General features: G+C 68.0%; 28 protein-coding genes, 2 tRNA genes and 1 pseudogene. 20 read left to right on the forward strand and 11 right to left on the reverse strand.

The features are described 5' to 3' along the window. Positions 1–14 precede the first annotated feature (14 nt). Positions 15–1232, forward strand: a complete 1218-nt coding sequence (gene dusB, locus ACSZL9_RS11635; protein ID WP_446665656.1) for a tRNA dihydrouridine synthase DusB — start codon at positions 15–17, stop codon at positions 1230–1232. 35 nt (positions 1233–1267) lie between these two features. Here the strand turns inward: dusB and ACSZL9_RS11640 are convergent. Next, positions 1268–2503 (reverse strand): annotated as a pseudogene (locus ACSZL9_RS11640) (amino acid permease); the annotation flags it as partial. A 38-nt stretch (positions 2504–2541) separates the two neighbouring features. On the opposite strand from ACSZL9_RS11640, the gene pdxR reads away from it, so the two are divergent. Further along, the gene (pdxR, locus tag ACSZL9_RS11645; RefSeq protein WP_446665657.1) at positions 2542–3954 is read left to right on the forward strand and encodes a MocR-like pyridoxine biosynthesis transcription factor PdxR; all 1413 of its coding nucleotides are present in this window, start codon (positions 2542–2544) and stop codon (positions 3952–3954) included. Between the two features lie 19 nt (positions 3955–3973). Here the strand turns inward: pdxR and ACSZL9_RS11650 are convergent, their stop codons facing one another. Continuing rightward, positions 3974–4801, reverse strand: coding sequence for a sulfurtransferase (locus ACSZL9_RS11650; protein WP_446665658.1), 828 nt, complete (start codon positions 4799–4801; stop codon positions 3974–3976). 137 nt (positions 4802–4938) lie between these two features. Between ACSZL9_RS11650 and ACSZL9_RS11655 the strand changes: the two genes are divergently transcribed. From ACSZL9_RS11655 to ACSZL9_RS11720, 14 genes are all read left to right on the forward strand, one after another. Then, entirely contained in the window at positions 4939–5700 is a 762-nt protein-coding gene (locus ACSZL9_RS11655; RefSeq protein WP_446665659.1) for a DoxX family protein, read from the forward strand. A gap of 93 nt (positions 5701–5793) precedes the next feature. Beyond that, entirely contained in the window at positions 5794–6072 is a 279-nt protein-coding gene (locus ACSZL9_RS11660; RefSeq protein WP_446665801.1) for a DUF2277 domain-containing protein, read from the forward strand. Beyond that, positions 6069–6488: a DUF3806 domain-containing protein gene (locus tag ACSZL9_RS11665; RefSeq protein WP_446665660.1), complete on the forward strand. Its 420-nt coding sequence runs from the start codon at positions 6069–6071 to the stop codon at positions 6486–6488. Before ACSZL9_RS11660 ends, ACSZL9_RS11665 begins: the two co-directional genes overlap by 4 nt. Next, positions 6488–6958, forward strand: a complete 471-nt coding sequence (locus ACSZL9_RS11670) for a hypothetical protein (protein WP_446665661.1) — start codon at positions 6488–6490, stop codon at positions 6956–6958. Before ACSZL9_RS11665 ends, ACSZL9_RS11670 begins: the two co-directional genes overlap by 1 nt. After that, positions 6955–8193: a deoxyguanosinetriphosphate triphosphohydrolase gene (locus tag ACSZL9_RS11675; protein ID WP_446665662.1), complete on the forward strand. Its 1239-nt coding sequence runs from the start codon at positions 6955–6957 to the stop codon at positions 8191–8193. Before ACSZL9_RS11670 ends, ACSZL9_RS11675 begins: the two co-directional genes overlap by 4 nt. Positions 8194–8238: 45 nt before the next feature. Further along, complete coding sequence (locus ACSZL9_RS11680; protein ID WP_446665663.1) at positions 8239–9303, forward strand: NAD(P)H-dependent flavin oxidoreductase; 1065 nt, start codon at positions 8239–8241, stop codon at positions 9301–9303. Between the two features lie 116 nt (positions 9304–9419). Beyond that, positions 9420–10124, forward strand: a complete 705-nt coding sequence (locus ACSZL9_RS11685; RefSeq protein WP_446665664.1) for a DinB family protein — start codon at positions 9420–9422, stop codon at positions 10122–10124. A gap of 58 nt (positions 10125–10182) precedes the next feature. After that, positions 10183–12066 carry a DNA primase gene (gene dnaG / locus ACSZL9_RS11690; protein WP_446665665.1) on the forward strand — a complete coding sequence of 628 codons (1884 nt, stop codon included), beginning with the start codon at positions 10183–10185 and terminating at the stop codon, positions 12064–12066. A gap of 77 nt (positions 12067–12143) precedes the next feature. Then, a complete protein-coding gene (locus ACSZL9_RS11695; protein WP_446665666.1) occupies positions 12144–12662 on the forward strand; it encodes a hypothetical protein in 519 nt (172 codons plus the stop codon). A gap of 62 nt (positions 12663–12724) precedes the next feature. Then, positions 12725–12797: transfer RNA gene (locus tag ACSZL9_RS11700), tRNA-Asn, on the forward strand. Between the two features lie 170 nt (positions 12798–12967). Beyond that, positions 12968–13294 (forward strand): PadR family transcriptional regulator, encoded by a 327-nt coding sequence (locus ACSZL9_RS11705; RefSeq protein WP_446665667.1) that lies wholly within the window; start codon positions 12968–12970, stop codon positions 13292–13294. Further along, positions 13291–13668, forward strand: coding sequence for a hypothetical protein (locus ACSZL9_RS11710; RefSeq protein ID WP_446665668.1), 378 nt, complete (start codon positions 13291–13293; stop codon positions 13666–13668). The genes ACSZL9_RS11705 and ACSZL9_RS11710 overlap by 4 nt, the downstream gene beginning before the upstream one ends. Continuing rightward, the gene (locus ACSZL9_RS11715) at positions 13665–13904 is read left to right on the forward strand and encodes a hypothetical protein (protein WP_446665669.1); all 240 of its coding nucleotides are present in this window, start codon (positions 13665–13667) and stop codon (positions 13902–13904) included. Before ACSZL9_RS11710 ends, ACSZL9_RS11715 begins: the two co-directional genes overlap by 4 nt. 40 nt (positions 13905–13944) lie before the next feature. Further along, entirely contained in the window at positions 13945–14493 is a 549-nt protein-coding gene (locus tag ACSZL9_RS11720; RefSeq protein WP_446665670.1) for a putative immunity protein, read from the forward strand. A gap of 91 nt (positions 14494–14584) precedes the next feature. On the opposite strand, the gene ACSZL9_RS11725 is transcribed toward ACSZL9_RS11720, so the two are convergent. The 4 genes from ACSZL9_RS11725 to ACSZL9_RS11740 form a co-directional block, all read right to left on the reverse strand. Next, positions 14585–15484, reverse strand: coding sequence for an amino acid ABC transporter permease (locus tag ACSZL9_RS11725; RefSeq protein ID WP_446665671.1), 900 nt, complete (start codon positions 15482–15484; stop codon positions 14585–14587). Further along, positions 15481–16161, reverse strand: coding sequence for an amino acid ABC transporter permease (locus ACSZL9_RS11730; RefSeq protein ID WP_446665672.1), 681 nt, complete (start codon positions 16159–16161; stop codon positions 15481–15483). The genes ACSZL9_RS11725 and ACSZL9_RS11730 overlap by 4 nt, the downstream gene beginning before the upstream one ends. Positions 16162–16266: 105 nt before the next feature. Then, positions 16267–17112, reverse strand: a complete 846-nt coding sequence (locus tag ACSZL9_RS11735) for a glutamate ABC transporter substrate-binding protein (RefSeq protein ID WP_446665673.1) — start codon at positions 17110–17112, stop codon at positions 16267–16269. A gap of 93 nt (positions 17113–17205) precedes the next feature. After that, positions 17206–17988 carry an amino acid ABC transporter ATP-binding protein gene (locus ACSZL9_RS11740; RefSeq protein ID WP_446665674.1) on the reverse strand — a complete coding sequence of 261 codons (783 nt, stop codon included), beginning with the start codon at positions 17986–17988 and terminating at the stop codon, positions 17206–17208. A 184-nt stretch (positions 17989–18172) separates the two neighbouring features. Here ACSZL9_RS11740 and ACSZL9_RS11745 point away from each other — a divergent pair. Together ACSZL9_RS11745 and ACSZL9_RS11750 are read left to right on the forward strand one after the other, a co-directional pair. Beyond that, positions 18173–18246 (forward strand) — tRNA-Ile (locus tag ACSZL9_RS11745). A gap of 52 nt (positions 18247–18298) precedes the next feature. Further along, a complete protein-coding gene (locus ACSZL9_RS11750) occupies positions 18299–19048 on the forward strand; it encodes a DinB family protein (RefSeq protein WP_446665675.1) in 750 nt (249 codons plus the stop codon). A gap of 37 nt (positions 19049–19085) precedes the next feature. Here the strand turns inward: ACSZL9_RS11750 and ACSZL9_RS11755 are convergent, their stop codons facing one another. From ACSZL9_RS11755 to ACSZL9_RS11765, 3 genes are read right to left on the reverse strand one after another with little or no spacing between them, the layout of a single operon-like run. Next, the gene (locus ACSZL9_RS11755) at positions 19086–20090 is read right to left on the reverse strand and encodes a 2-dehydropantoate 2-reductase (protein ID WP_446665676.1); all 1005 of its coding nucleotides are present in this window, start codon (positions 20088–20090) and stop codon (positions 19086–19088) included. A gap of 20 nt (positions 20091–20110) precedes the next feature. After that, positions 20111–21298 (reverse strand): fatty acid desaturase family protein, encoded by a 1188-nt coding sequence (locus tag ACSZL9_RS11760; protein ID WP_446665677.1) that lies wholly within the window; start codon positions 21296–21298, stop codon positions 20111–20113. Positions 21299–21325: 27 nt separating this feature from the next. Continuing rightward, entirely contained in the window at positions 21326–22435 is a 1110-nt protein-coding gene (locus tag ACSZL9_RS11765) for a ferredoxin reductase (protein WP_446665678.1), read from the reverse strand. 69 nt (positions 22436–22504) lie between these two features. Between ACSZL9_RS11765 and ACSZL9_RS11770 the strand changes: the two genes are divergently transcribed. Then, positions 22505–23698: a helix-turn-helix domain-containing protein gene (locus ACSZL9_RS11770; RefSeq protein WP_446665679.1), complete on the forward strand. Its 1194-nt coding sequence runs from the start codon at positions 22505–22507 to the stop codon at positions 23696–23698. Here the strand turns inward: ACSZL9_RS11770 and ACSZL9_RS11775 are convergent. Further along, positions 23670–24401, reverse strand: a complete 732-nt coding sequence (locus tag ACSZL9_RS11775; protein ID WP_446665680.1) for a lysoplasmalogenase — start codon at positions 24399–24401, stop codon at positions 23670–23672. The two genes, ACSZL9_RS11770 and ACSZL9_RS11775, sit on opposite strands and share 29 nt — an antisense overlap. 104 nt (positions 24402–24505) lie before the next feature. On the opposite strand from ACSZL9_RS11775, the gene ACSZL9_RS11780 reads away from it, so the two are divergent. Then, entirely contained in the window at positions 24506–25030 is a 525-nt protein-coding gene (locus ACSZL9_RS11780; protein ID WP_446665681.1) for a general stress protein, read from the forward strand. A 28-nt stretch (positions 25031–25058) separates the two neighbouring features. Here the strand turns inward: ACSZL9_RS11780 and ACSZL9_RS11785 are convergent, their stop codons facing one another. Beyond that, positions 25059–25892, reverse strand: coding sequence for a hypothetical protein (locus ACSZL9_RS11785; RefSeq protein WP_446665682.1), 834 nt, complete (start codon positions 25890–25892; stop codon positions 25059–25061). Positions 25893–25922: the final 30 nt, after the last annotated feature.

Raw genomic sequence — 25922 nt, forward strand, 5'->3', positions numbered from 1 at the left:
CGATGTATGACGCGATGACCGACACCCTGACCCAGACCGAATCTCCCGCGCCCGCGCTGCCGCCGCTGCAGATCGGCAAGCACACGATCGCCTCACCCGTGGTGCTGGCGCCGATGGCGGGTATCACCAACCGGGCGTTCCGCCGGTTGTGTCGCAGGTATGGCGACGAGGGCTCCACAGCAGGCGGCGCGTCGGGTGCGACCAGCCTCTATGTCAGCGAGATGATCACGTCGCGCGCACTCGTGGAGCGCAACGACCTGACGATGCGGCTCATCGAGCACGACCCGGACGAGTCGCCGCGATCGATCCAGCTCTACAGCACCGACCCGGAGACCACCGGGCGCGCAGCACACTTGCTGGCCAGCGAAAACCGTTGCGATCACATCGATCTCAATTTCGGCTGCCCTGTCCCGAAGGTCACCCGCAAGGGCGGGGGATCGGCGTTGCCGTGGAAGACCGACCTCTTCCGGGGCGTCGTGTCGGCCGCTGTGCGTGCGGCGGCGCCATACGACATCCCGGTGACGGTCAAGATGCGCCGAGGCATCGACGAGGACCACCTGACCTTCCTGGAGGCCGGCCGCATCGCCGAGGGCGAGGGAGCGGCTGCGGTGGCGCTGCACGCCCGCACTGCCGCCCAGGCCTACTCCGGGCACGCCCGCTGGGAGGCGATCGCGCAGCTGAAGCAGGCGGTCACCAGCATCCCGGTGCTGGGCAACGGCGACATCTGGTCGGCCGAGGACGCGCTCCGGATGGTCGCCGAGACCGGCTGCGACGGCGTGGTCGTCGGTCGCGGCTGCCTCGGACGCCCGTGGCTGTTCACCGATCTCGCGGCCGCCTTCGCAGGTGCACCGACCCGGGTCACGCCGACGATGCGCGAGGTGGCTGAGACGCTGCGGCTGCACACGGTCTATCTCGCCGAATTCTTCGAGTCCGAGGACAAGGCCTGTCGCGACATACGCAAGCACATCGCCTGGTACTTCAAGGGATTCAGGGTCGGGTCGCAGCTGCGGGCCAATCTCGGCCTGGTGAAGTCGCTGGCGTCCCTGGACGATCTCATCGGCTCGCTCGACCTCGACCAGCCGTGGCCGGGCGAGGCTGCCGAGGGTCAGCGGGGGCGCGCCGGCTCCGAGCGACACGTCGTGCTGCCCGAGGGCTGGCTCGACTCACGGACCGTCGACGACGACACCCGGCGCGACGTCGCGGCGGCGGAGGCGTTCAACTCCGGCGGCTGACGCCGTAGCTGGCGATACGCCAGCGACGCCACGGCCGCACCGATCGCCCAGAGCACGTGCACGCCGTTCATCACGAGCAACGCGCACACGCTCACGAAAGCAAGCAGCGCGGTCCACCAGCCCGCGCTGCCACGAGGCAACAGCCGCACGGCGGCAGCGGTCCCGAGCACGTACACCGCCGTGAAGCAGCCGGTCGTGAGCAACATCAGTTCGGTCAGGTCGAAGGAGAACACCTCGTTCGCGGCCAGCGAGCAGAATGCGAGGCCGGTGACCAGGGCGAGACTCCTGCGCGGGATCCCGCCCGCCTCCGACCCCTTGGCGAGCGCGGCCGGCAACGCGTTGTCGGCCGCCAGCGCCGCCCCGAGCCGCGAGCCGCCCGCGAAGTAGGCGTTCATGGCGCCGAAGGTCAGCATCACCGCGATGACCGCCGTGATGGCGCGGGCCGGTCCGCCGAGTCCGGTCACCAGCAGCGCAGAGAGCGGTGCGTCGGTGTCGGCGGCGCCCGGACCGAGCACCAGGACGGTCGCGGCGGCGAGTGCGAGGTAGAGGATCCCGACGACGACGATCGCGATCGTCGTTGCCCGCGGCAGGTCACGTTGCGGATCCCGGTATTCACCGGCGAGCGGTGCGATCGCCTCCCAGCCGGCGAACCCCCAGACGAGCAGCGCGGCGGCGGAACCGATGGCGCCGATCCCGTGCGGTGCGAACGGTGTCAGGTGCTCGGTGCTGCCGTGCGGCGCCGCGACCAGGACCGCGACCGCGATGAGCACCGCGAGGACCGCGGTCAGCACCAGTTGCACGCGCCCGGACAGCCGCAGGCCGGCCGCATTCAGCAGCCCGACGCCGCCGATGACGCACACTGCCGTCGCCACGGCCGTGGTGCGGCCACCACCGACCGCCTCAGCGACATACGCCCCGGCCATCAGGCTCGCCGGGGGAGCGCCGACCGGCACCGCGAGGAAGAAGCACCACCCGACGGCACCGGCTGCGCGCGAGCCGAACGCCCGGTCGACATATGCCGACACGCCGCGCCTGTCCGGGTGCCGTGCGCCCATCACCGCGAAGGTGGTCGCGAGCGGAATGCTGAGCACCACCAACCCGATCCACGCCACCAGTGACGCCGGACCGGCGACCTGCACGCCAAGTGACGGCAGCGTGATGACCCCGGTGCCGAGCACGGCGCCGATGGACAGTGCGGCGCCCTGCGGCACCGACAGGAAGTTCTTCACGGCTCGATCCTGCTCCGCGTCAATGGCTTGCTGAAGATCCATTTCTGGTCAATTCGATTGGGCCAATCTACGGTGACCCGATGGACCTCCTCGTGGACCTGTCCGGGCCCGGTGACCGGGCGACGCGCATCTATCAGCACCTGCTCGACGGCATCGCGTCCGGGCGATTGCCCCCTGGCGAGCGGTTGCCGGCGACGCGTGCGATGGCACAGGAGCTCGGCGTCGCTCGGGGGACGGTCTCGACCGCATACGACCGGCTCGTGGCAGAGGGATATCTCGAATCCCGCGTGGGCGCAGGCACGTTCGTCAGTCGCGAAGTGGGTTCGGTTCTCCCTGCCTCGGTCCCCGCCGGAGAGGTGCAACCACTGCGGATGTGGGACACCTTGCCAGCCGCGGTGCCCGACGCGCCGTCGCTGGATTACGACCTGTCCGTTGCCGGGCCGGACACCCGTCTCTTCCCGTTCGCCGTATGGCGGCGCCTGGTCTCGTCCACCTTGCGCCCGGCTCTACAGGAGCAGCCGGTCTATGACGGCAGCGGGCATCCTCAGCTGCAGCGTGAGATCGCCCGGCAACTGCGACTGTCCCGGTCGGTGATCACTGACGGCGCGGACGTGCTGCTGACCAATGGCGCGCAACAGGCGCTGGACCTGATCTGCCGGGTCCTGCTCGCCCCGGGCGACACCGTCGCCATCGAGGACCCCGGTTACACAGCGGCGCTGCGGCTCTACGCCTCGCACGGCGCTGTCGTGCGCGGCGTGCCCGTGGACGACGAGGGCCTGGTGGTCGACGCACTGCCCGACGACGCACGCCTTGTCTACGTCACACCGTCGCACCAGTTCCCGACCGGTGCGGTCATGTCGTTACGGCGCCGCACCGCGTTGCTGGACTGGGCGGCATCCCACGACGCGCTGATCGTCGAGGACGACTACGACAGCGAATTTCGTTATGGAGCAAGGGCACTCGCGCCATTGCAGAGCCTCGACCGATGCGGCCGAGTCGCTTACGTCGGGTCGTTCTCCAAGGTGCTGATGCCGATGCTGCGCATCGGCTACCTGGTGGCACCCCGCTCGTTGCAGCCGGCGCTGCGGGCGGCGAAGATGCTCAGCGACTGGCAGGGAGACACCGTCACCCAGGGCGCGATGGCCCGTTTCCTGGCCGAGGGTCTGCTGGCTGCGCACATCCGCCGCGCGACCCGGGTCTACGCGGGCCGCCGAGAAGTGTTGCTGCACGCGCTGTCCGAACTCGAGGACGTGCTGATCACCTACCCGTCGAGTGCCGGACTGCATGTGTGCACCCGCCTGCGGGACCAGCGCCGGTCGGACCGGAAGCTCGTCGCCGCCCTGGCGAACGAGGGCGTCGGTGTCGAGCCGCTGTCCCCTCGGTATGTCGAGCAGCCCGCCATACAGGGCTTGGCTCTCGGCCTGCGGCACACCGACGAGGAGCGCATCCCCGAGGCAGTGCGACGGATCGGTGTCGCCGTGCGCGGCCGGTGAATCTGCAGGAAGCGTGGGGCTATTCGACGGGCCGCTCGGGGTCGGTGATCCAGTGCGACCAGGAGCCGATGTAGACACTCGTCGCTGGCCGGATGCCGCTGGCCTCCAGCGCCAGTGCCAGGTGGGTGGCCTGCACGCCGGACCCGCAATAGACGCCCACCGCGCTGTCCGTCCGTATGCCGAGGCCGGTGAACCGCAGCGCGAGATCGTCCGGCGGCAGGAACGTGCCGGCGTCGGTCAGGTTGGCCAGGGCCGGAGCCGACACCGCGCCGGGGATGTGGCCTGCGACAGGGTCGACGGTTTCGTTCTGCCCGGCGAAGCGGTCGGCCGGGCGCGCGTCGAGCAGCAGCCGGTCGGCCGCGAACTCGGCCGCGCCGTCGGCGTCCAGCAGTGCAGCACCCGGGTCGGTGGGGTGGAAGTCCCCGGGCGCCACGTCCGGCAGCTCCGTCGTGACGGGAAGTCCGGCGCGGTGCCAAGCGGCGAGCCCGCCGTCCAGCACCTGCACGTCCTCTTTGCCGAAATACTTCAGCAGCCACCAACAGCGGCTGGCGGCAAGGGAATTGCCGTCGTCGTAGACCACGACGGGTCGATCGTTGCAGACTCCTGCGGCGCGCATCGCGGCCGCGAAGACGTCACGTGACGGCATCGGGTGCCGTCCGCCCGCACCGGGTGCGTCGGCCATGACGCCCTCGAACTCCACCCACGCCGCACCGGGCAGGTGCCCGGCGTAATACGCCGGGCGCCGGGTGGCTTCGCCCATCTGCCACCGCGTGTCGATCAGAGTTACCGAGTCCAGCACGGTCGACAGGGCACTGGGGATGATCAGCGGGTGTGTGGGACGCGTCATACCTGAAGTCTGATGGTCGAGGGCGAACTGCCGCAACGGCGGCGGGAGGCATCAAAGTCGGCTGCGTGGGTAGGCTCAGGACGTCCAGGTGCCCCCGCGGGCACTCGAGAACACGTCCTACCAATGGAGGCCAGCCCGTGATTGTTCGTCGCCTTGCCCGCCCGATGCTGTCGTCGATCTTCGTCGTCGCAGGCTTCAACTCACTGCGCAATCCCGACCACGCCGCACCGGCTGCAGCACCGGTGCTCGACAAGTGCCGGGCGATGTTGCCTCAGCAGGTCGCGTCGCTCGTCCCGGCGGACCCCGCGACGGGTGTGCGCGTCAACGGTGCGGTGCACGTGGTCGGCGGTCTGCTGCTGGCGACCGGCAAGTTCCCGCGCGTGGCGTCCTCGGTGCTGGCAGCGACCCTGGTGCCCACGACGCTGGCAGGCCACCCGTTCTGGCAGGAGGACGACCCGGCCAAGCGCGCACAGCAGCAGATCCACTTCTTCAAGAACGTCAGCCTCTTCGGCGGCCTGTTGATCGCAGCCGTCGACACCGAGGGAAAGCCGAGCGTTGCGTGGCGCAGCCGCGCAGCGGCCCAGCACGCGGGCGAGGCGGTGTCGTCGTCACTGTCCTCGGGCGAGGGCGCGGACACGATCAGCTCGTTCAAGGAGACCGTCGGCAACGTGGCCGAGGCAGCCAAGGAGCACAGCGCGCACCTGGCGGACGTTGCCAAGGAGCAGGCGCCGGTCGTCGCCGAGGCCGCTCGTGAGCGAGGCGAGGCGGTCGCAGAGGCCTTCCGTGAGCACGGACCGGTCGTGGCCGAGGCGGTCCGCGAGCGCGGCGGGCGCGCCGGTCGTCGTGCCGCCAAGCAGGCCGCGAAGGCGGCCAAGCAGGCACGCGCACAACTGGCCTGAGTCTCCGCGACGCGCACGCCGGTCCGCCGTCGGAAGGCAGTGGCCCGGCGTGCGCTGCTCGTGCATGGGAGCCGGATCGGGTTGAATGAAGACATGTGCCGCAACATCCGCCCGCTGAACAACTTCGAGCCGCCCGCTTCGGACGAGGAGGTGCGCGACGCCGCCCTGCAGTTCGTCCGCAAGATCGGTGGCGGCAGCAAACCGTCGAAAGCCAACGAGGCGGCCTACGACAAGGCCGTCGCCGCGATCACCGCGGCCAGTCGAGAGCTGATCGACTCGCTGGTGACCACTGCGCCGCCGAAGAACCGTGAGGAGGAGGCGGCCAAGGCCAAGGCCCGCTCCGCCGCGCGCTACCAGTCCCAGGCGTCATGACGGCCGACATCACCGTCCAGCCGCTGGACCGCAAGGCGCAGCGTGCGCTGGCCGGTTGGCTGGGCGACGCGCAGGCCGCGGGCATCGATGTCGACGACATCGGCTCGGTCGGCAGCACGTATGACGACTACGTCGACCGGGTGCTGCTGCTGCCCGCGGACGACCGGCCCGATCCCACACCGACCCTGACGATGATCGCCATGGCGATGGGGGAGTACCTCCAGCGCAACTCGTCCCTGCAGTGGCGAGTCGTCGAGGACGCCCAGGGGATCGATCTGGCGCTCTCCTCGGCCGACGACCTGGGTGTGCTCTATCCGATCGACCCGATCGCGCAGGCGTGGGAACAACGACGGCGCGGCTGGATCCCGGTCTTCGCCCGCGAGTTGCTCAAGAACATCGGGGACGAATCCGACTGATGGGGACTGCAGGCAGGACCGCCGCATCGCGGGTGAAGTGGTGCCTCAACTGGGCGAACGGCTCGACCGCGCTCGGTTTCGCGGTCGCCCGGCTGGGCCGCGCCTGCGTCGCGAGCGGTCCGCGCGGTCTCTACCTCGCCGGTGGCTATCGCTTCGGGTTCCCGGTGGCCGGCGCGTTCACGGTCGGCAATGTGCTTGTCTCCAAACATGATTGGGCGCAGTTGCAGCGTGACGATCCAGACCTGATCACCCACGAGGAGCAACACAGCTGGCAATACGCCGTTTGTGGCGGACTGCCCTTCCTACCCCTGTATGCCGCGGCGCTCGCCTGGTCCTGGGTGCGCACCGGCGATTTCGCGTCCCGCAACGTCTTCGAGCGCAACGCGGGGCTGGCGATGGGCGGCTACCACGAGCATTCGGTGCGGTCGCTCGGCTCCGCGGTGCGCAGTGTGCGGGCGGTTCGAGGTTGAGCTACTCGGCATACGACCGGCAGCGCTTCGTGCGGGAGGACCCGGCCCAGAAGCGTGCGGACAGAGACGATTTCGCCCGCGACAGGGCACGGGTGTTGCACTCCGCGGCGTGGCGACGGCTGGCGTTCAAGACCCAGGTGCTGCAGCCGCAGAACGACTTCATCCGCAACCGGCTCACGCATTCGCTGGAGGTCGCGCAGATCGGCCGCGAGTTCGGCGAGGCGATCGGCTGCAACGCCGACGTGGTCGACACCGCGTGCCTTGCGCACGACCTCGGGCATCCGCCGTTCGGGCACAACGGCGAGAGCGCGCTGAACGAATTGTGCGGCCACATCGGCGGATTCGAGGGCAACGCGCAGACGTTCCGCATCCTGACCAGGCTGGAGGCGAAGCGCTCGCGGGCCGGCGTCGGCGGTGAGTCGGTCGGCCTCAACCTGACTCGCGCGTCCCTGGATGCGGCGAGCAAATACCCGTGGTTCCGGGGCGAAAGTCGCTCTCATCCCAGCAAGTTCGGCTGCTACGCGGCGGACGAGGAGATCTTCGGCTGGGTGCGCGCGACGGTGCCTAGCGGCCGCCGTCAGCAGAGATGCGTCGAGGCGCAGGTGATGGACTGGGCCGACGACGTCGCCTACTCCGTGCACGACGTGGAGGACGGCATCACCTCCGGACTCATCGATGTGCGCGCGCTGCGGTCGCGTTCCGAGGTCGACGCGTTGGCCGACCTCGCCCGCCGCATCTACGCGCCGCAGCTCGAAACTGCCCAGCTGGCAGGGTCGTTCGAGCGCCTGGTCGGGTCCGGCGTCATACCCGATCAGCAGCAGTCAGGTCGTCGCGGCGTCGCCGCCCTGAAGGACATGACCAGCCGACTGATCGGCCGGTTCGTCGGTGTTGCGGAGCAGGCGACCCGCGACAAATTCGGCAACGGTGCCCTGACCCGCTACGCCGCCGACGTCGTCATCCCGACCGACGTGTTGGCCGAGTGCGTCATGCTCAAGGCCGTCGCCGCACGCTGGGTGATGATGACCGACGCCCGTCGCACACTCCAGGCCGAGCAACGCCGGATCGTCCAGACGCTGTTCACGGTCCTGCAGGAGCACCCGGAGCGGCTCGACCCGCTCTTCGCCGAGGACCACGCGGGTGCGGGTGATGACGCTGCGGCACTACGGGTCGTGGTCGACCAGATCGCGTCCCTCACCGATCATCGCGCGAGGGCCCTCGCCGAGGAGTGGAGCTAGCCGCCCGCTACGTTCGGAAGCCTGACGACTGGAAAGGACCCCGGCATGAGCGCATGGTCTCTGAGTCCACTGCCGATCATCGGCGCACCGATGGCCGGCACCGGCACACCCGCATTGGCCGCCGCGATCAGCGACGCCGGTGGGCTGGGCATCTTCCCGGGTGGTTACCTGACCGGGGAGAAACTTGCCGAGGGCATCGATGCCGTCCGTGCGCTCACCGATCGGCCGTTCGGCGTCAACCTGTTCCTGCCGACACCGGTCGACGAGGAGCGTGACGGCGACCGGTTGCGTTCGTATGCCGAAGCGCTTGCGCCGGTCGCAATGTCGGCCGAGGTCGAGCTGCCGACGCCGCGGTGGGACGGCAGCGACAACTTCCGGGACAAGATCGAGGTGCTGGAGCAGGCGCGGATTCCATTGGTGTCCTTCATCTTCGGCGTGCCTCCGGTGGATTCGGTGCAGCGCCTGCACGCTGCAGGATCGGTCGTCATGGCAACCGTCACCGACTCCTCGGAGGCCCGGGCAGCGGTCGACGTCGGGGCCGACCTGTTGTGCCTGCAGGGCACCGACGCAGGTGGGCACCGCGGCACGCACCGCGTCGACGCCGAGCCCAACAACCAGGGCTGGCGGGAGCTGCTGCCGGCAGTCCTCGCCGAGGTCGCCATCCCCGTCGTGGTGGCCGGCGGAGTGATGTCCGCGCAGGACGTGACGGACGCGCTGGCCGCGGGAGCCGTTGCGGTGCAATGCGGTTCGGCGTTCCTACTCACCGACGAGTCGGGGATGAACGACGCCTACCGCGCCGGGTTCACCGATCCGGCGTTGACCGAGCAGGTCGTGACACGCGCGTTCAGCGGGCGCCCGGCGCGCGCCATACGCAATGGGTTCGTGGCACGCCTGGACCCCGTGGCGGTGCCGGTCTATCCGATCGTCAATCAGCTGACGAAGCCGCTGCGTGCCGCCGGTGCGGCCACCGGCGACCGTGACCTGGTGAGCCTGTGGGCCGGCACCGGCTGGCGGCAGGCACGGCCGGGTCCTGCCGCCGACATCGTGGCTGCGCTCGCCGCCGAGGTGGCCGAGAAGTCACAATCGTCAAGGTGGCCGAGGAGCCTGTGAGCTCCGCCCTGAGGAGCCCGTGAGGAACGAGCGGGCGTCACGAAGGGGGACGAGCAGGCGTCTCGAGGTCCCGCCGACCGACCGGGAATGTCCTAGCTCGCACTTATCGTCGGGGCATGGACACGTTCGTCGATCGCGACCTGACCGGTGTCGAGTTCCGTGAGTGCATGCTCGACCGCGCCCGCTTCGTCGGAGTGGTCATGCGCGGCGCGGAGATCGATGGGTTGCTCGCCGACCTGACTGTCAACGGTGTCGAGGTGATGCCTTATGTCGAGGCCGAGTTGGACCGCCGTCATCCGGTGCGGGTGCTGATCCGGTCCGACGACGTCGTCGACCTGCGACGCGCCTGGCAGCAGTTGCAGGACGACTGGGCGGCGACGATCCTTCGGCTGCGCCGGTCGCCCGGCACCGAGCGGGAGTCGGTGGGTGGTGAGTGGTCGGCCATCCAGACGTTGCGGCACCTGGTCTTCGTGCACGATTCCTGGTTCGTGCGGTGCTGTCTGGGGCGGACCGATCCGTTCACGCCGATGGGGCTGACGATCGCCGACGTGCCGGGTGAAGCAGCGCCAGGTGTCGACCCGGCCGCGGACCCGGCGTTGGAGGAGGTGCTGGCGGTCCGGGAGCGACAGGCGATGCTGCTGACCGAGTGGCTCGCGGAGGTCAGCGCGGAAGACCTCGCACTGCCGGCGCCGGTGCCCGACGACGAAGTCTGGCCGCCATACGCGAAGGGGCGCACTGTGGCGCAGTGCCTGCGCACGGTTCTGAACGAAGAGTTCGAGCATCACGGTTTCGCCGTCCGCGACCTCGCGACGCTCGACTGACCTGGCTTGTGGACAGGCTGCCCACCCGACGAACGTGGCCACCTAGACTGCGGGTGTTATGGCGGGTCGCATCAAGTCCGAGGACGTCGAGCTCGTCAAGGAGCGCAGCTCGATCGAGGACGTCGTCAGCGAGCACGTCACGCTGCGCAGGTCCGGCAGCAACATGGTCGGTCTGTGTCCCTTCCACGACGAGAAGACCCCGAGTTTCTCGGTCAACCCGACCCAGGGTTTCTATCACTGCTTCGGCTGCGGCAAGGGTGGTGACGTCATCTCGTTCGTGCAGGAGGTCGACCACCTCAGCTTCGCCGAGGCCGTCGAGCGGCTGGCCGGCAAGGCCGGCGTCGAGCTGCACTACGAGGACGGCGTTCGACCGCGCGAGGAGAGCATCGGCCGCCGGACCCGCCTGCTCGAGGCGCATCGTGTCGCGGAGGAGTTCTACACCTCGCTGCTTCCGGCCATGCCCGAGGCCCGGACCGCCCGCGACTACCTGCGCGGCCGGGAGTTCGACGGTGCGATCGCCGAGCAGTTCGGGCTCGGCTATGCGCCGACCGATGGCCACGCGCTGTCAAAAGTGTTGCGCGACAAGGGATTCAACCGCGACGAGATGCTCGCAGCCGGCCTGATCAACCGTGGTGGCTATGACGTCTTCCAGGGCCGCTTGCTCTGGCCGATCCGTGACATCACCGGCGACACGGTCGGATTCGGTGCGCGACGGATCTTCGACGGCGACCCGAGGCCGGCGAAATACCTCAACACCGGTGAGACCGCGATCTACAAGAAGCAGCGGGTGCTCTATGGCCTCGACCTGGCCAAGAAGTCGATCGCGGATGATCGCAAAGCGGTGATCGTCGAGGGCTACACCGATGTGATGGCCGCCCACCTGTCCGGTGTGACCCAGGCGGTCGCGACGTGCGGCACCGCGTTCGGCGTCGACCACATCAAGCTGTTGCGTCGGCTGCTGCGTGACGAGCGCGGGGGAGACCCGGCCAAGGTGATCTTCACCTTCGACGGTGACGCGGCCGGGCAGAAGGCCGCGCTCAAGGCGTATGACGAGGACCAGCGCTGGGCCGCCCAGGCGTATGTCGCGGTCGCGCCCGACGGGCAGGACCCGTGCGAGCTGCGGATCTCCGACGGGCCGGAGGCCGTGCAGAAGCTGGTCGACGGGGCGACCCCGATGTTCGAGTTCGTCGTGCGCACGACACTGGCGCGCTTCGACCTGGACTCGGTCAGCGGGCGGGTGGCGGCGACCCGTGCTCTGGCGCCGATCGTGGCCGACATACGTGACTCGCTCAGCCGTGACGAGATCATCCGGGAGGTTTCCCGCAACATCGGGGTGCACGTCGACGATTTCACCCAGGCGGTCCGGCGCGCACCGCGTGGCGGCATCGCCGAAGCGGCCAAGAAGACACGGGATCGGCAACCCGACGCGCCGGCCGAGACCGCGGCACCGGCTCCGGCATACGAGCCGCCCAACCTGCGCGACCCGATCGTGCGCGCCGAGCACATGCTGCTGCAGTGCGTCGTGCAATTCCCGTCGGCCGTGCCGACCCAGCAGCTCGATCCGATCGACCCGGATGATCTGACTGCTCCTGCCCACCGCGCGGTGTTCGAGGCGGTGCGCACCGTTGGTATCGATCCGACGCGCACCCAAGGTGCGTGGGTGTCGGCGATCAACGAGGCGGTGCCCGAAGTGGTGCGTCCGCTCGTTGCGCAACTCGCGGTCGAGCCGTTGCCGACCAAGCTCGACTCCCAGGGACGTCCCGACTGGCACTACGTGCGCTCGCTGGTGGTGCGGGTGCGGGAGGTTGCGCTGCGCCGGAAGATCTCGCAGGCGATGAGTGCCTTGCGACGCAGTGACGACCCGGAGCAATCGCGGACGATCTCGGCGCAGCTGACCACGCTGCAGCGCTCGCTCGCCGACCTGCTGGCAAACCTGGAGTGATCACGAAAGGTGACCGAGGAGCGAGGGACGAGCGTCTCGAGGTCCCTCGACGCCGAGCAATGGACAATGGAGGCACCATGTCTTTCCTGAAACGCGCCCGTCCGCAACTTCCGCCAGAGGTGCAGCAGCAACTGGATCTCCCCAAGCGCGAGCGTGTGCTGGCGTCGGCGGTGGACAAACCCACCGGCGCACACGTCGTGGCAACCACCTGGCATCTGTTCGTCGTGGATCCTGACGGGCAGGTCGTCGCGCGTCCGTGGCACGACGTCGACTCCGGGCAGTGGGACTCGCAGACCTGGTCGCTGACCGTGACCTGGATCGACCGAAAGCGTCCTGGGCAGTGGACCTTCGACGAGCAGGACACCCGGCTGCCGGAAACGTTCCACGAGCGGGTGCAGGCCAGCATCGTGCTCAGCGAGGAGTTGCCGCTGACAGGTCGCGGGTCGGGTCGCGTCGTCGTCCGGCGTGACCTGCAGAACGACTCGTTGCTGACCCAGACAGTGCTCGGACGTGGCGTCCGCCCGAATGACCCGCAGGTGCAGGACGCGGTCGCCCGCACCAAGGCGTTCGTCGAGGACGCAGTGGGCCTGACCTAGGTCGCCCGATTGGTTGTTGGGCGGGCGAATTTGCTATGGTTCTGCACGCGCACAACACGCGATCCCCTGTAGCTCAATTGGCAGAGCATTCGGCTGTTAACCGGAGGGTTCTTGGTTCGAGTCCAAGTGGGGGAGCAACCCGAACGGCCCGGATTTCCGGGCCGTTTTTTGTATGTCGTGCCCGGCCTCGCTGCTACCCGGAACCACCCGAGGGTCAGGCCTCTCGAGATCGGGCATCTTCATCCGCGCAGTCCGTGACCGACCAGCACTTGGCAGGCTAGCTAGTACGTCATACGATGCAACGTATGGCGAGACAGGGGCGCGACAAATACGGACTGGCGAGGTTCGGTGAACCCGGGCTGTTGGTGCTATCAGCATTGCTCGATGGACCCAAGCACGGCTACGCGATCATCGAGGACGTTCGTGAGGTGACCGGGATCGATCTCGGGCCGGGCACGCTGTATGGCGCCCTGGCGAAGTTGGAGGATCGTGGGCTGATCCAGGCGGTGCCGTCGCAGGACAGGCGTCGGCCCTACACCATCACCGACTCCGGCCGGGCCGCAGTCACCGAGCACGTCGCGATGTGGTCCAACGTGGTCCGCACGACGTCCCGACGACTGGGCATCGCATGATCGGGCATCGCATGATCGGGGCGTTGCTGGCCCTCTACCCGCGGGCGTGGCGGGACCGTTACGGCGAGGAATACCGGGCCCTGTTGGAGGACACCGGACTGCGCCCCGCGGTTGTCGGCAATGTGCTCCTGCACGCAGGGCTGGTCCGGACGCAGCAGCACCGCACCGCATTGCTGCGGTTCGGGGCGTTGATCGTGTTCGCGATGGCGGAGGCACTCGCGCTCGCTGCCGGCTACACCGAGAACATCCTGTGGTTGCCACGCGAGCCGGCGAGCCTGGTGCTGTTGGCCGTGGCCGTCGTCTCGCTTGCCGTCGTCGTCGTTCCGTTGGCCGCCGGCATGGGCCGAATGGCGATCCGGGCGGTGCGCCGGTGACCGGGAGCAGGCTGGGTAGGAGTCTCCGACGCGTCGGCTTCACCGTGGTGATCTTGGTCTGTGCCTACCTGGTCGTGCGCGCGGTCGTCGAGGGCGCAATGGTCGTCAGTGGCCAGTCGCTCGATCCGAACGACTGGGGTGGCCCGACCACCGCGGGCATCCTGGCCGTCCATTGTGTGCCGGGGTTGATCGGCGCGCTCGTGATCTTTCGCCTGGTGCGGCGGCGCAGCGTATGACGCGGACGACCCGGAGAGTGGCAACCCGTAGGGTCGCTGCATGACCAGATCCCCGCAGACACTGTCCGAAGCCGATCGGCGTCTGGTCGCGGGATGGGCGGCCGATTGTGCCGAGCACGTGCTGCACGTGTTCGAGGATGCAGCGCCGACCGATAGCCGGCCACGGGACGCGATCGCGCGTGCGCGTGCCTTCTCTCGCGGGGAGCTGGGCACGGCTGACGAGATCCGGCGTCGATTCGTCGGCGGAGTGCCGGCTGCCGAGATGCCCCATGCCGCGGCCGGCGCCGCCGCCCGCGCGGCGGGCCAAGCAGTCGGGGTGTGTCACATGGGTGCGCATGCGCTGGGTGCGGCAGGTTACGCGGCCAAGGCGGCGTCGCTTGCGGCGACCGATCAACCTGACGCCGCGGCTGCCGAGATCCGTTGGCAGCTGGCGCAATTGACACCCGAGATACGCGCCGCACTGTGTGCACTGCCGGCACTCGGGACGAACCGGTCGGGGCCGCTGGGCGCGGGCCTGCTCACCTCGGGCGAGGTCGGCGCGAACATCCGCCGGCTGCAGGACGCTCTCCGCGACGACGGAGCTCGTTGAGCTTGTCGAAACGACGGTGTGACCTCGACAGGCTCGGCCACCTTTTGGGGCTCGGTCACCTCATGGGGGCTCGGCCACTCCGTAGGGACGATCAGCCTTCGCCGGGCGTTGCGACAGCTCCCTCGACGGCGTCGGGCTCCTGGACCTTGCGGCCGCGCGCCTGCATCCGGTGCTCGACCCAGGTCGCCAGTTTGCTCAGCCCGTAGTTGATCAGGATGTAGATCGCGGCGAGCACGATCAACATGGCAAAGATGTTGCCGTTCAACGACGTCGCCGGCTTGCTCTTGTAGAGCAGCTCGCCATACAGCACGTTGTAGCCGAGCGCGGTGTCCTTCAGCACGACGATGACCTGGCTGATCAGTGACGGCAGCATCGCGGTGATCGCCTGCGGCAGCAGGATGATCCGAGTCGTCTGACCGGCGCTGAGCCCGATCGAGCTGCCGGCCTCGCGCTGACCGGAGGGCAGTTGGTCGACCCCGGAGCGGATGACCTCACAGATCACCGAGGAGTTGTAGAACGCCAGGCCGGCCACTGTCGCGATCAGCGGTCCGCTTCCGCCGCCGTGGCCGTTGGCGGCGAGCAGGCCGAAGATGAAGAGCATCATCAGCAGCACCGGTATGGCGCGAGTGAGCTCCACCCACGCGGTGACGATCCACCGCACAGCACGTATGCCGACCGCGCCGAGACCCTTGGTCTTGGGCACCTCCCACATGCGAAGTATGGCCAGCACCGCACCGAGGACCGAACTGATGACGATGGCGAGGGCCGCGGCGATCAGCGTGCCGCGCAGCCCGGGGAGGATGTAGTTCTTCCAGGTGCCCCACTCGGCGAAGGGCTTCCACTTGTAGCTGGCGAACTGGTCCTTGTCGGCCAGCTTCCAGATGACCAGCGCCAGGATCGCTGCGACGACGAGGCCGCCGACGACCCCGAGGATCGCGTAACGTCGCCGGGTCTTCGGACCCGGCGCGTCGAACAGGACTGATGCGCTCATCGTTTCACCGCCACACGCTTGCCGAGCCAGCCGAGTGTCACGCCCATCGGCAGGGTCAGGATGATGAAGAAGGCACCGACCACCATGAACGCCAGGTTGAGCATCCCCGGGTCACGCTCGGTCACGGTCTTGAGCACGCCGGACAACTCGTAGACGCTGATCGTCACCGCAACCGTGGTGTTCTTGGTCAGCGCGATGAGGGTGTTGCCCAGCGGCACCACAGCGCCGCGGAACGCCTGCGGCAGGATGATCTCGCGCATCGTCTGGCTGAAGGTCAGTCCGATCGACCGGGCGGCCTCGGCCTGGCCGAGTGGGATGGTGTTGACGCCGGACCGCAGCGCCTCACACACATAGGTCGCGTGATAGACCGTCATACCGACCGCAGCAAGCCGAAAGCCGTTGACATCAGCGAACTTCGCGTCGTTCGAGTCGGCCAGCGAGATCCCGAGTTGGATATAGAGGACGAAGCTGCACGACAGGATGATCAACGTCAGCGGAGTGTTCCGGAAGATGTTGACGTATGACGTGCCGACGAACCGCAGGATGCCGACCGGCGACAGGCGCAGCGTCGCGATGATCGTGCCGACGATCAGACTGCCGACCGCGCTGATCAGAGTGAGCTTGATCGTCGCCCACAGCGCGGTCCAGATCTGATAGTCGGAGAAGAGCGAAGACACCAGGCCGTTCCTATCTTCTCTCGGGATGGTGGTCGTCGGACCCGACGATGGCCACGTGACGGCTGGTCATCGTCGGGTCCGAACTACGTTGCCCACGTTGCAGACTCAGCCCTTGCAGCTGGGAGCCTTCGGCGGGTTGAGCTTGGTGTTGTACTTGTAGTCGGCGCCGAGGTTGTTCTCCAGCGCCTTCTTCCAGTTGCCGTTGTCGAGGGTCTTCTTGATCGCGGAGGCGACCTTCTTGCAGTCGGCCGAACCCTTCTTCAGGCCGATCCCGTAGTTCTCCTCGCTGAAGGTGCCGCCGGCCAGCTTCACCTTGTCCTTGTATTGCGGCTGGTTGGCGTAACCGGCCAGGATCGCGTCGTCGGTGGTCATCGCGTCGATGGAGCCGGATGCGAGAGCCTCGGCACAAGCGGAGTAGGTGTCGTACTTCTGCGGCACCAGCTTCGGCTGCTCCTTCTTCAGGTTGTCGACCGACGTCGAGCCGGTGACGGAGCAGACCTTCTTGCCACCCAGATCCTTGACACTGTTGACCTTGGAGTCCTTGCCGACCAGCAGCGACTGGCCCGCCACGAAGTAGGGACCGGCGAAGCCGACCTCCTTCAGGCGCTCCGGGGTGATCGAGTAGGTGGCGACGATCATCTTGACCGTGCCGGCGGCCAGCATCTTCTCCCGCTGCGGTGACGGCGACTCGACGAACTTGATCTTGCTGTAGCCCATCTCGGCCGCGACACAGCGTGCGATGTCGACGTCGAAGCCGGTGTACTTGTCGCCGTCCTTCAGCCCGAGGCCGGGCTGGTCGTACTTGATGCCGATCTTCACCGACGGGCCCGAGTCGGGCAGCTTGCAAACGGCTTCGCTGCTGCCCGAGCCACCGGAGCTGCCGCCACAGGCGGTGAGTCCGAGGCCGAGCGCGGCAGCCGCCGTTGCGGCATAGAACGCGCGGAACTTCATGAGATTTCTCCTCCAGATATCGATGACGAATCGCAAGCGTTGCCAGGGCGATCGGTGACGAAGATCGTCCTTGCTGTGGTGGTCATGGCGTGGTCAGTGGGTCAGGATCTTGGACAGGAAGTCCTTGGCCCGCGAGGACTGCGGGTTGCTGAAGAAGGCCTCCGGTGCCTGCTGCTCCAGGATCTGGCCGTCCGACATGAAGACGACACGGTCCGCGGCGCGACGCGCGAAGCCCATCTCGTGGGTGACCACGATCATCGTCATGCCGTCCTTGGCCAGTCCGGCCATCACATCGAGGACCTCGTTGATCATCTCGGGATCGAGCGCAGAGGTCGGCTCGTCGAAGAGCATGACCTTCGGACGCATCGCCAGCGAACGCGCGATGGCGACCCGCTGCTGCTGCCCACCGGACAGTTGGGCCGGATATTTCTCCGCCTGGGCCTCGACCCCGACGCGCTTCAGCAGATCCATCGCCTGTTGCTCCGCGTCGGACTTGCTCAGTTTGCGGACCTTGATCGGGCCAAGCGTGACGTTCTGCAGGATCGTCTTGTGCGCGAAGAGGTTGAACGACTGGAAGACCATCCCCACGTCGGCACGCAGCTTGGCCAGCGCGGCGCCCTCCGCGGGCAGCGGCTCGCCGTCGATCGTGATGTCGCCGCTCTCGTAGGTCTCCAGGCGGTTGATCGTGCGGCAGAGCGTCGATTTGCCCGAGCCGGACGGTCCGAGCACGACGACGACTTCGCCCTTTGCCACCTCCAGGTCGATGTCGCGCAGCACGTGGAGATCACCGAAGTGTTTGTTGACCCCCGCCATACGCACGAGCGGCTCACCGGAGGCCACGTTGGTCTCACCCGCGGGGGGCGCCTGGTCCGTCATGAGTACGAACCTTACAAGCCGGGGTCAGAGATTTTTGAGGTTTTTGGGGTAGGGCGCGATTTCGTTGCCGTGCCGTTGTATGTCGCCGTCCGCTCGCCCTGTTCAAGCGGTCCGCGCGGCCGCCGGACGTGGACCTGCACGCGCCCGCATGCCGGGGTGATGCCAGAATGTGCCTGCACCACAGGGGGCGATAGCTCAGCCGGTTAGAGCAGCGGACTCATAATCCGTCGGTCCTGGGTTCAAGCCCCAGTCGCCCCACCCAGAATCCTGTTCCCCGTGCTGTGTCCGAGCGCGCATCTATCGTCGAAGCATGGAGCAGCATGCTGACCTGAACCTGCGCGGTACGGAGATCGTCGACGCCGACCTGCGGGAGGCGTGGCTGCGCCGGCCAGATCTCGAGAAATCCCATCTGCGCGGAGCAGACTTCACGAACGCCGAGATCGACGGCGAGATCGACGGACTGGTCGTCAACGGTGTCGAGGTCGCCGATCTGGTCGAGGCGGAGCTCGACCGCCGACATCCCGAACGCGCGGTGCTCCGTGCGCAGTCCGCGCAGGAGTTCCGGTCGGGGTGGGCGGCGCTGGAGACGATGTGGCAGCGGACAATTGACCGCGTGGAGACGCTGCCACCAGGGACCGTGGACCTGTCGGTGCACGGCGAATGGTCGTTCTCGCAGACCCTGCGGCACCTGGTCTTCGCGACGGACGTCTGGCTGGGCGACGCGATCCTACGCCGCGAGCACCCCTACCACCGGCTTGGTCAGCCGTTCTCCGGATGGCGTGACCGCGCACCGGATGCGGGCATCGACCTCGACGTGCCGGTGGGCTTCGCCGAGGTGCTGCAAGTCCGCGCCGAGCGCGTCGCACAGGTGCGCGACTACCTGGACACTGCGACCGATGCAGACCTGGACGGGACGGCCGGCGAGCCCTTCTTCACGGCAAATTCCTTCCCGGTCCGGCAGTGCGTGTGGATCATCGCCAACGAGGAGTGGCACCACCATCGCTATGCCGTGCGCGACCTGGACGCCCTCGCCGACGGAGTCACCGGCACGCCGATCTAGCGTCCCGATCCACCTCGACACAGAGTGGATAGCGTTGTCAGTCAACGACTTTCGCGGCAGTAGCCAACTGTGCATAGAGCTCTGCCCCCGTCCACTGCGGATGTATGGCGCGCTCCGCGTCATGGACCAGGGCCACCAGCCGGGCGTTCACGGGAGCGTCGGCGCCGGCCTCGCGCGCCAGGTCGACCACCGCGCCGTTGATCCAATCGACCTCGGTCGGGCGACCTGCGACAAGATCATCAGCCATCGACGACCTGGCCGTCGGGTCGATGGCCAGCACCTTGCCGCCGAGCCTGCGGAAGAGAAAGTCGGGCAACCGGAGCGCGCGGGCCATCACCCCGGGGGAGACCGGCGTGAGCTTCGCGGGAGCCGGCTTGCTCGCGCCCATCACACGCAGCGCTTCACCTTGAGCGAGGGAGAGGCAGCGCCGGAAGTCGCGGTCCTCGAGTTCGGCGCGCAACGGCAATCCGGACAGCGCGTTGATCGCGTTGTTCAGGTTGAGCAGCAGCTTTGCGCGCAGGACGGCTTCCATGTCCGAGCGTTGCTCGACCGGCACGCCGGCCGCCGCAAACACTCCGGCATACCGGACCCACATCGGGTCGGTAGCAGCCATGATCTCGCCCGCGGTCGTCTGCTGGAAGCTCGCGCCGTCGCGCACAACGTTGAAGCCGACCATTCCGGTGACGACCCGGTGGCCGGGCAGGCCCGCCCGCAGGTCTGCCCCGCCATGGAGGCCGTTCTGCAGGTTGAGCACGACGGAGTCGGTGGCCAGCAGCGGCCGTAATTGCTCGGCCACCTGCTTGTTCGCACCGGACTTCACCGTCACGATGACCAGGTCGGCGTCAGATACGACTGCAGGGTCAGTGGTGAACTCTGGTGTGACACAAAGGGTTCGGCCGTCGCGGCCGCTCAGTCGTATGCCGCCCGACACCTGCTCCTGCATCGAAGCGCGACCGACAAACGTCACCGGGGCGCCGCTGGCGGCCAGCCGACCGCCGACATAGCAACCGATGCTCCCGGCACCGAAGACGCAGATCGTCATGGCCACACCATAGGTGTGGTTCAGGCCGCAGTCGCCTCGGCGCTCGCAGTCTGTCGGCGGGACGGCAACGCAGTGGGCTCGATCGGCCTACGCCGGCTGCGCCGCTTCAGGCGTGCTGCCAGGTGGTTGGGCAGCGACAGCCGGATCACCTTCATCCACGCCGATCCCACCTGCCGCGGCAGCGACCCCGTGAGGTACTGCAGGCCGTAACGCTCGCAGATGTCGCGCACCTGCGGCGCGATCTCGGCATACCGGTTGCTCGGCAGGTCGGGGAAGAGGTGGTGCTCGATCTGGTAGGACAGGTTGCCGGTGGCGATGTGCATCGCTGTCGAGCCGTGGATGTTGGCCGAGCCGATCATCTGTCGCAGATACCAGTCACCGCGGGTCTCGCCGTCGATGGAGGTCTTGGTGAACGTCTCGACGCCCTCGGGGAAGTGTCCGCACATGATGACCGAGTGGGTCCACAGGTTGCGGCCGAGGTTGGCCGTGTAGTTGGCGATCAGCGTGCGACGTGCCGAACCGGTGAGCAACGCAAGCGCCGGGTGCACCACGTAGTCCTTGGTGACCTGCGCGCGGATCTTGTTCACGACCTTCTTGGCATCGCGCTTGAAGACGTCCTTGTCCTTGCGCCCGATGAAGTACTTGCCGAGCTCCAGGTCGTATGCCGCAATGCCGTATTCGAAGAAGCAGGCGTTCACGAAGTTCCAGACCGGCTGGCCGAGATACATCGGCACCCATTTCTGGTCCTCGTCGACGCGCATGATGCCGTAGCCCAGGTCGTTGTCACGGCCGAGCACGTTCGTGTAGGTGTGGTGCAGCTCGTTGTGGCTGTGCTTCCACAGGTCTGCGGGGGAGGCGTTGTCCCACTCCCAGGTGGTCGAGTGGATCTTCGGGTCACGCATCCAGTCCCACTGGCCGTGCATGACGTTGTGCCCGATCTCCATGTTTTCCAACACCTTTGACACCGTCAGCCCGACGGTGCCGACCACGAACGCCGGCTTCCAGCGGGATGCGAGCAGCAGTGCACGCGAACCCATCTCGAGGCTGCGCTGGGTCTTGATGACCTTGCGGATGTATGCCGCGTCCTTCGCGCCGCGCGTCTCGATGACGCCCGCGCGGACTGCGTCCAGCTCACGGCCCAGCGACTTGATGTCCTCCCGGGTGAGGTGGGCGACGGGGTTGTGTTCCTTCTTCTGCAGGGCAGTCATGGGGTTCCTTCGGTTCGGAGGGAGTGGTCAGAGGTCGATGTCGCAGCGGCCGGCCGCCGCGGAGATGCAGGTCTGCACGAGGACACCGTCGCCGGGGGAGGCGGTGGTCGTCTCGCCCGTGCGCAGGTCGCGCACCGAGCCTTCACGCAGTGGCAGGACGCAGCCGAAGCAGATGCCCATGCGGCAGCCGGACGGCATGAGGACTCCGGCTTCCTCGCCGGCATCGAGGATCGGCTGCGCGCCGTCGCATTCGATGTCCTTGTCGAGGCCGGTGAGGTGAACCGTGCCGCCCTCGCCGGGTTCGGCCAGGGTCGGGCGGAACTGTTCGGTGTGCAGCCGGCCCGCGAGACTCGCTGCTTCCCAATGGTTTTCGAGCGCCTCGAGCATGCCGGCCGGGCCACACGCGAAGGTCTCGCGGTCGCGCCAGTCGGGCACCAGGTCATCCAGCGCGGCAGTGTCCAGCATGCCGTGCACGTCGGTGTGCCTCTCCTGCAACGACATCCGGCCCTCGTCGGCCAGCGCCCGCAACTCGGCGGCGAAGATGACGTCCTCCGGTCGGGGCGCCGAATGCAGCAGCACGACGTCGTCCAGCCGGTCGAGGGTATGCCGCAGCATGCCCATCACCGGAGTGATGCCGCTGCCGCCGGTGAGCAGCAGGACCTTGGCAGGCAGCACCTCGGGCAGCACGAACTCGCCGTCCGCCTGCTCCATCTGCAGCACCTGCCCGACGCGCAGTGACCCGACCAGCTGCGTGCTGACTGCGCCGCCGCTGATCGCCTTGACGGTGATCGAGATGCAGCCGTCCGTCCGCGGACCGGACGTGATCGAGTAGGCCCGCCACAACCGGACACCGTCGACGTCGACGCCGACGCGGGTGTACTGGCCGGGTCGGTGCCCGCGCCAACTGCGGCCGGGACGGATGGTGACCGTCACGGCATCGGCCGTCTCGCGAGTGATCGACTCGACGCGGCCGCGCAGCAGGGTGGACGACCGCAGTGGGTCGAAGAGGTCGACGTAGTCCTCCGGCAGTAGCGGCGTGGTGGCCGCCTTCACCAGACGGAAGGCGTGCGTGCGCCATCCGCCGCGACCGGGTGTGGCCACGTCGGGGGAGGTACGACCGTGCGGTGCAGCTGTCATGGATACCAGACTGGCGCACGCTCTGGATCAAATACTTGCCCTCTGCGGGTGAGCAGATACACTTGATTTGTGCGCAGCGAACAAACAGTGCCCGATGCGGTCGGACTCGAGATCCCGAAATCGGTCATTGCATCGCTCGTCGATCTACTGCCCGCGGTGAGCGAGCGCGTCGTCGGCGCCGTGGTCGACAGCGTGCCCAGCTACGCCGGAGCGCTCGCCGACCAGATGCGGGAGACGATCGAGCAGGCGGTGCAGTCTGCGCTCGCCGGATTCCTCCGCCTGGCAGCGGCTGGGCCCGGCGGCGATCCGAGCACTCCGATGCAGACGTCGGTCCAGGGTGCCTACGCCCTCGGCCGGGGCGAAGCTCGCAGCGGTCGCTCGATGGACGCACTACTCGCGGCATACCGCGTCGGTGCGCGCGTGGCCTGGCAGGACTGGTCCGCGGCAGCCGTCGCGGCCGGTCTGGACGCGAGCACGCTTGCGCGTTTCGCCGAGCTCGTCTTCGCCTACATCGACAGCCTCTCGGCGGCGAGCGTCGCCGGCCATGCGGAGGAACTGGCCGTCGAGGGTCGGGTCCGGGAGCGACGACGTGAACGGCTTGCGGGCGCGCTGTTGGAGCGCCGTGGCAAGGAGACCGTGCTGAAACTCGCGGAGCGCGCCGACTGGGTGCCGCCGGTGACCCTGACGGCGATCGTGCTGCCCGCCGAGCGGGTCAGCGCCATCACCGCCCAGCTCGGATCCGGTTGCCTGCGCGCGGAGGACGAGTCCGACCGAGAGCACCCGGTCGCCGTGCTGCTGGTGCCCGATGCGGACGGTCCGGGCCGTGTGCACCTGCTCCGAGTGCTCGCCGGGCGGCCCGCGTATGTCGGCCCGGTGCGACCGTGGCTGGATGCGGGGGCGTCATACGACCGGGCGTTGCGGGCACACGACCTCGGTTTCGCCGGACGCGAACCCGTCGACACCGATGACCATCTCGCGCGACTGGTGACCCAGGCCGATCCGTTGGCGCATGCTGACCTGCGGGCGGCTGCGTTGGCACCGCTCGCCGAGCTGCCGCCCGCGACGGGGGAGCGGCTCGCCGAAACGCTCCGGTCCTGGCTGCTGCATCAGGGCCGTCGGGACGCGGTCGCTGCACAGCTGCACGTGCATCCGCAGACCGTCCGCTATCGGATGGGTCAGATCCGCGAGTTGTATGGCGACCGGTTGGCCGATCCCGATGTGGTGCGTGACCTCGTCATCGGACTGGCTGCACCGGACGCGTGATCGCCGGCTCCTCGTCATCCGCGATGACGGCGGCGACGATCAGCCCCTGGCCGATCAAGTAGGTCAGCATCACCCAGAAGTCGTGCACGGGCAGCGTCACGTCCGCAAAGGCGTGCAACGCGATCAGCCCGTCGGACGCCATGAAGACCGCGCCGCCGACACCGGCGAGACCGGACACGCCCGGGGCCAGCAGCGCCATCGCGGTCAGCGTTGCGCCATACCCGATCACCGGGGGAGCGAGCGCACCTGCCCCGGGCAGGCACCACGCGATCAGGGCTGCGAATGCCGCGAGATAGGGCACTCGAGCCGGCCACTCGGTCCACGGTCTCGACCGTGCCCGGTAGGGAAGGAACCCGCTGATGTAGGCAACCTGGGCGACCAGGAAGCAGCCGACCATCGCCAGGAATCCGGGATCGTCGGTCAGAAACCGCGGCACGGAGTCGCCGAGCCACGAAGCGCCGAGCGCAACCAGGGTCAGGTCCGTCAACCGGGACCGACCCGACCGCCCGGCCAGCAGCACCGCGGCGAGTGCGGGCATCAGCAGTATCTGGGTCGCCGAACTGACCGGGCCGTCCTCGTCGACGAACTGCCAGGCCAGGTGCAGCGCTGCCACCGCACCGAACCCCGCCACCGCAGCGCGGCCGCGGCGGGTGTCCGCCACGGAGTCGTATGCCGTCCGAAGCCTGGCACGCAGTCGTTTCATGCGGGCCAACCTACTGGCCGGTCAGCAGGCGGTGGCCCACGACTGCGCACCGGCCACGAAGTTGTCGGGTCTTGCCGAAGCCATCAGGTCGATAGGCTGGATACATGTCCAGTCAGATGAACGGCGGCTTCGGCCGCCAAGCAGCCAACCTCCGCGGCGGGCTCAGCCTCGAATACCCGATGTCCTTGGGGGTATTCACCGAATACAAGGACGCGCAGCGCGCGGTCGACTACTTGTCCGACAACGAGTTCCCGGTCGAGAACTGCATGATCGTCGGCACCGAGCTGAAGCAGATCGAGCGGGTGGTCGGCCGGCTGACCTGGGGCCGTGTGCTGGCCGGCGGTGCACTGTCGGGTGCCTGGTTCGGTGCGTTCATCGGCCTCATCCTGTCGCTTTTCGAGTCCGGCGTGAACGTCCTGGGCGTCGTGCTGTCGACGGTCATCTTCGGTGCGATCTTCGGCGCCGTCTGGGCAGCGATCGGCTACAGCCTCACCGGCGGCCAGCGTGACTTCCAGTCCGTGACGCAGGTGGTGGCGACGAAATACGAAGTGCTCGTGGAGCACAAGTTCGCGATGAAGGCGCACGAGCTCCTGGACAACATGCCCGGTGGGGGACCGACGCTGACCTGACCTCGTCGGCAGCTCGGCCGTCTCGGGGTCAGAGCTTCAGCTCGTCGTCGGCGTGGCCGAACTTGTCCTGCAGGAAGCGGTAGCTGGCCAGCAGGCCCTCCGACCCGTGCGTGCGCGCCTCCGCCGCGATGTCGTCGAGGGCACCGTCGAGCAAGGCGAGCTGCTCGTCGAAGAGCTGCACTCCGGTCTTGCCGTCCTGCAACGGAAGGCTGTCGGCGGTCGACGGCGGCAGCGCGAGATAGCCGCGGACGGCGGTCGGCGCAAAGTCCTCATGGATCTGCTCGACCTCGAAGACCAGCCGTGCGCTGGCGTCGTGCGACCGCAACTCGCGGTGCAACGCGTCGGCGCGGCGTAGCAATTCGTGCAGCGTCTGCCGGGACTGAGCGGGCAACCGAGGGTGGTTGAAGAGCTGGTGCAGCTCCTGCCGGTTGATGCGCATGCTGGCGTCCCGGGCGGCTGCTTCGTGGAAGGCCCGACGCTGCAACTCGCGCGACTGCCGGCGCCGGTTGCGCTGGGGTCCACCGCTGATCAGCCAGAGCCCGATGAAGCAGGCGAGCGGGAAGAGCACCCACGGCGGTTGGCCGCTCACGATCGTTGCGACGATGACCGCGGCGAGGCAGCCGAACGCCGTGATGAGCTCCTCACGGCACTTGTGCAGCGGCCGGAAGAGGAACTCCACGCTCGAGAGCATCAGGACCGGCATCCCCACGTGCACGATCCATTGTGCGGGAGTGAACGCCAGGCCGACCATGACTGCGGTGCAGGCGATCGTCCGTATCCGTGCCTCGCTGCCCCTACAGAACGCACTGGTCAGCATCGTGATGAATGCACCGACTGCAACCAGGTGCAGAATCCACTCCATGGTCATCCCCGTCCCGTGAACTGTCCTCCC

It is taken from the genome of Flexivirga sp. B27 (assembly GCF_052905685.1).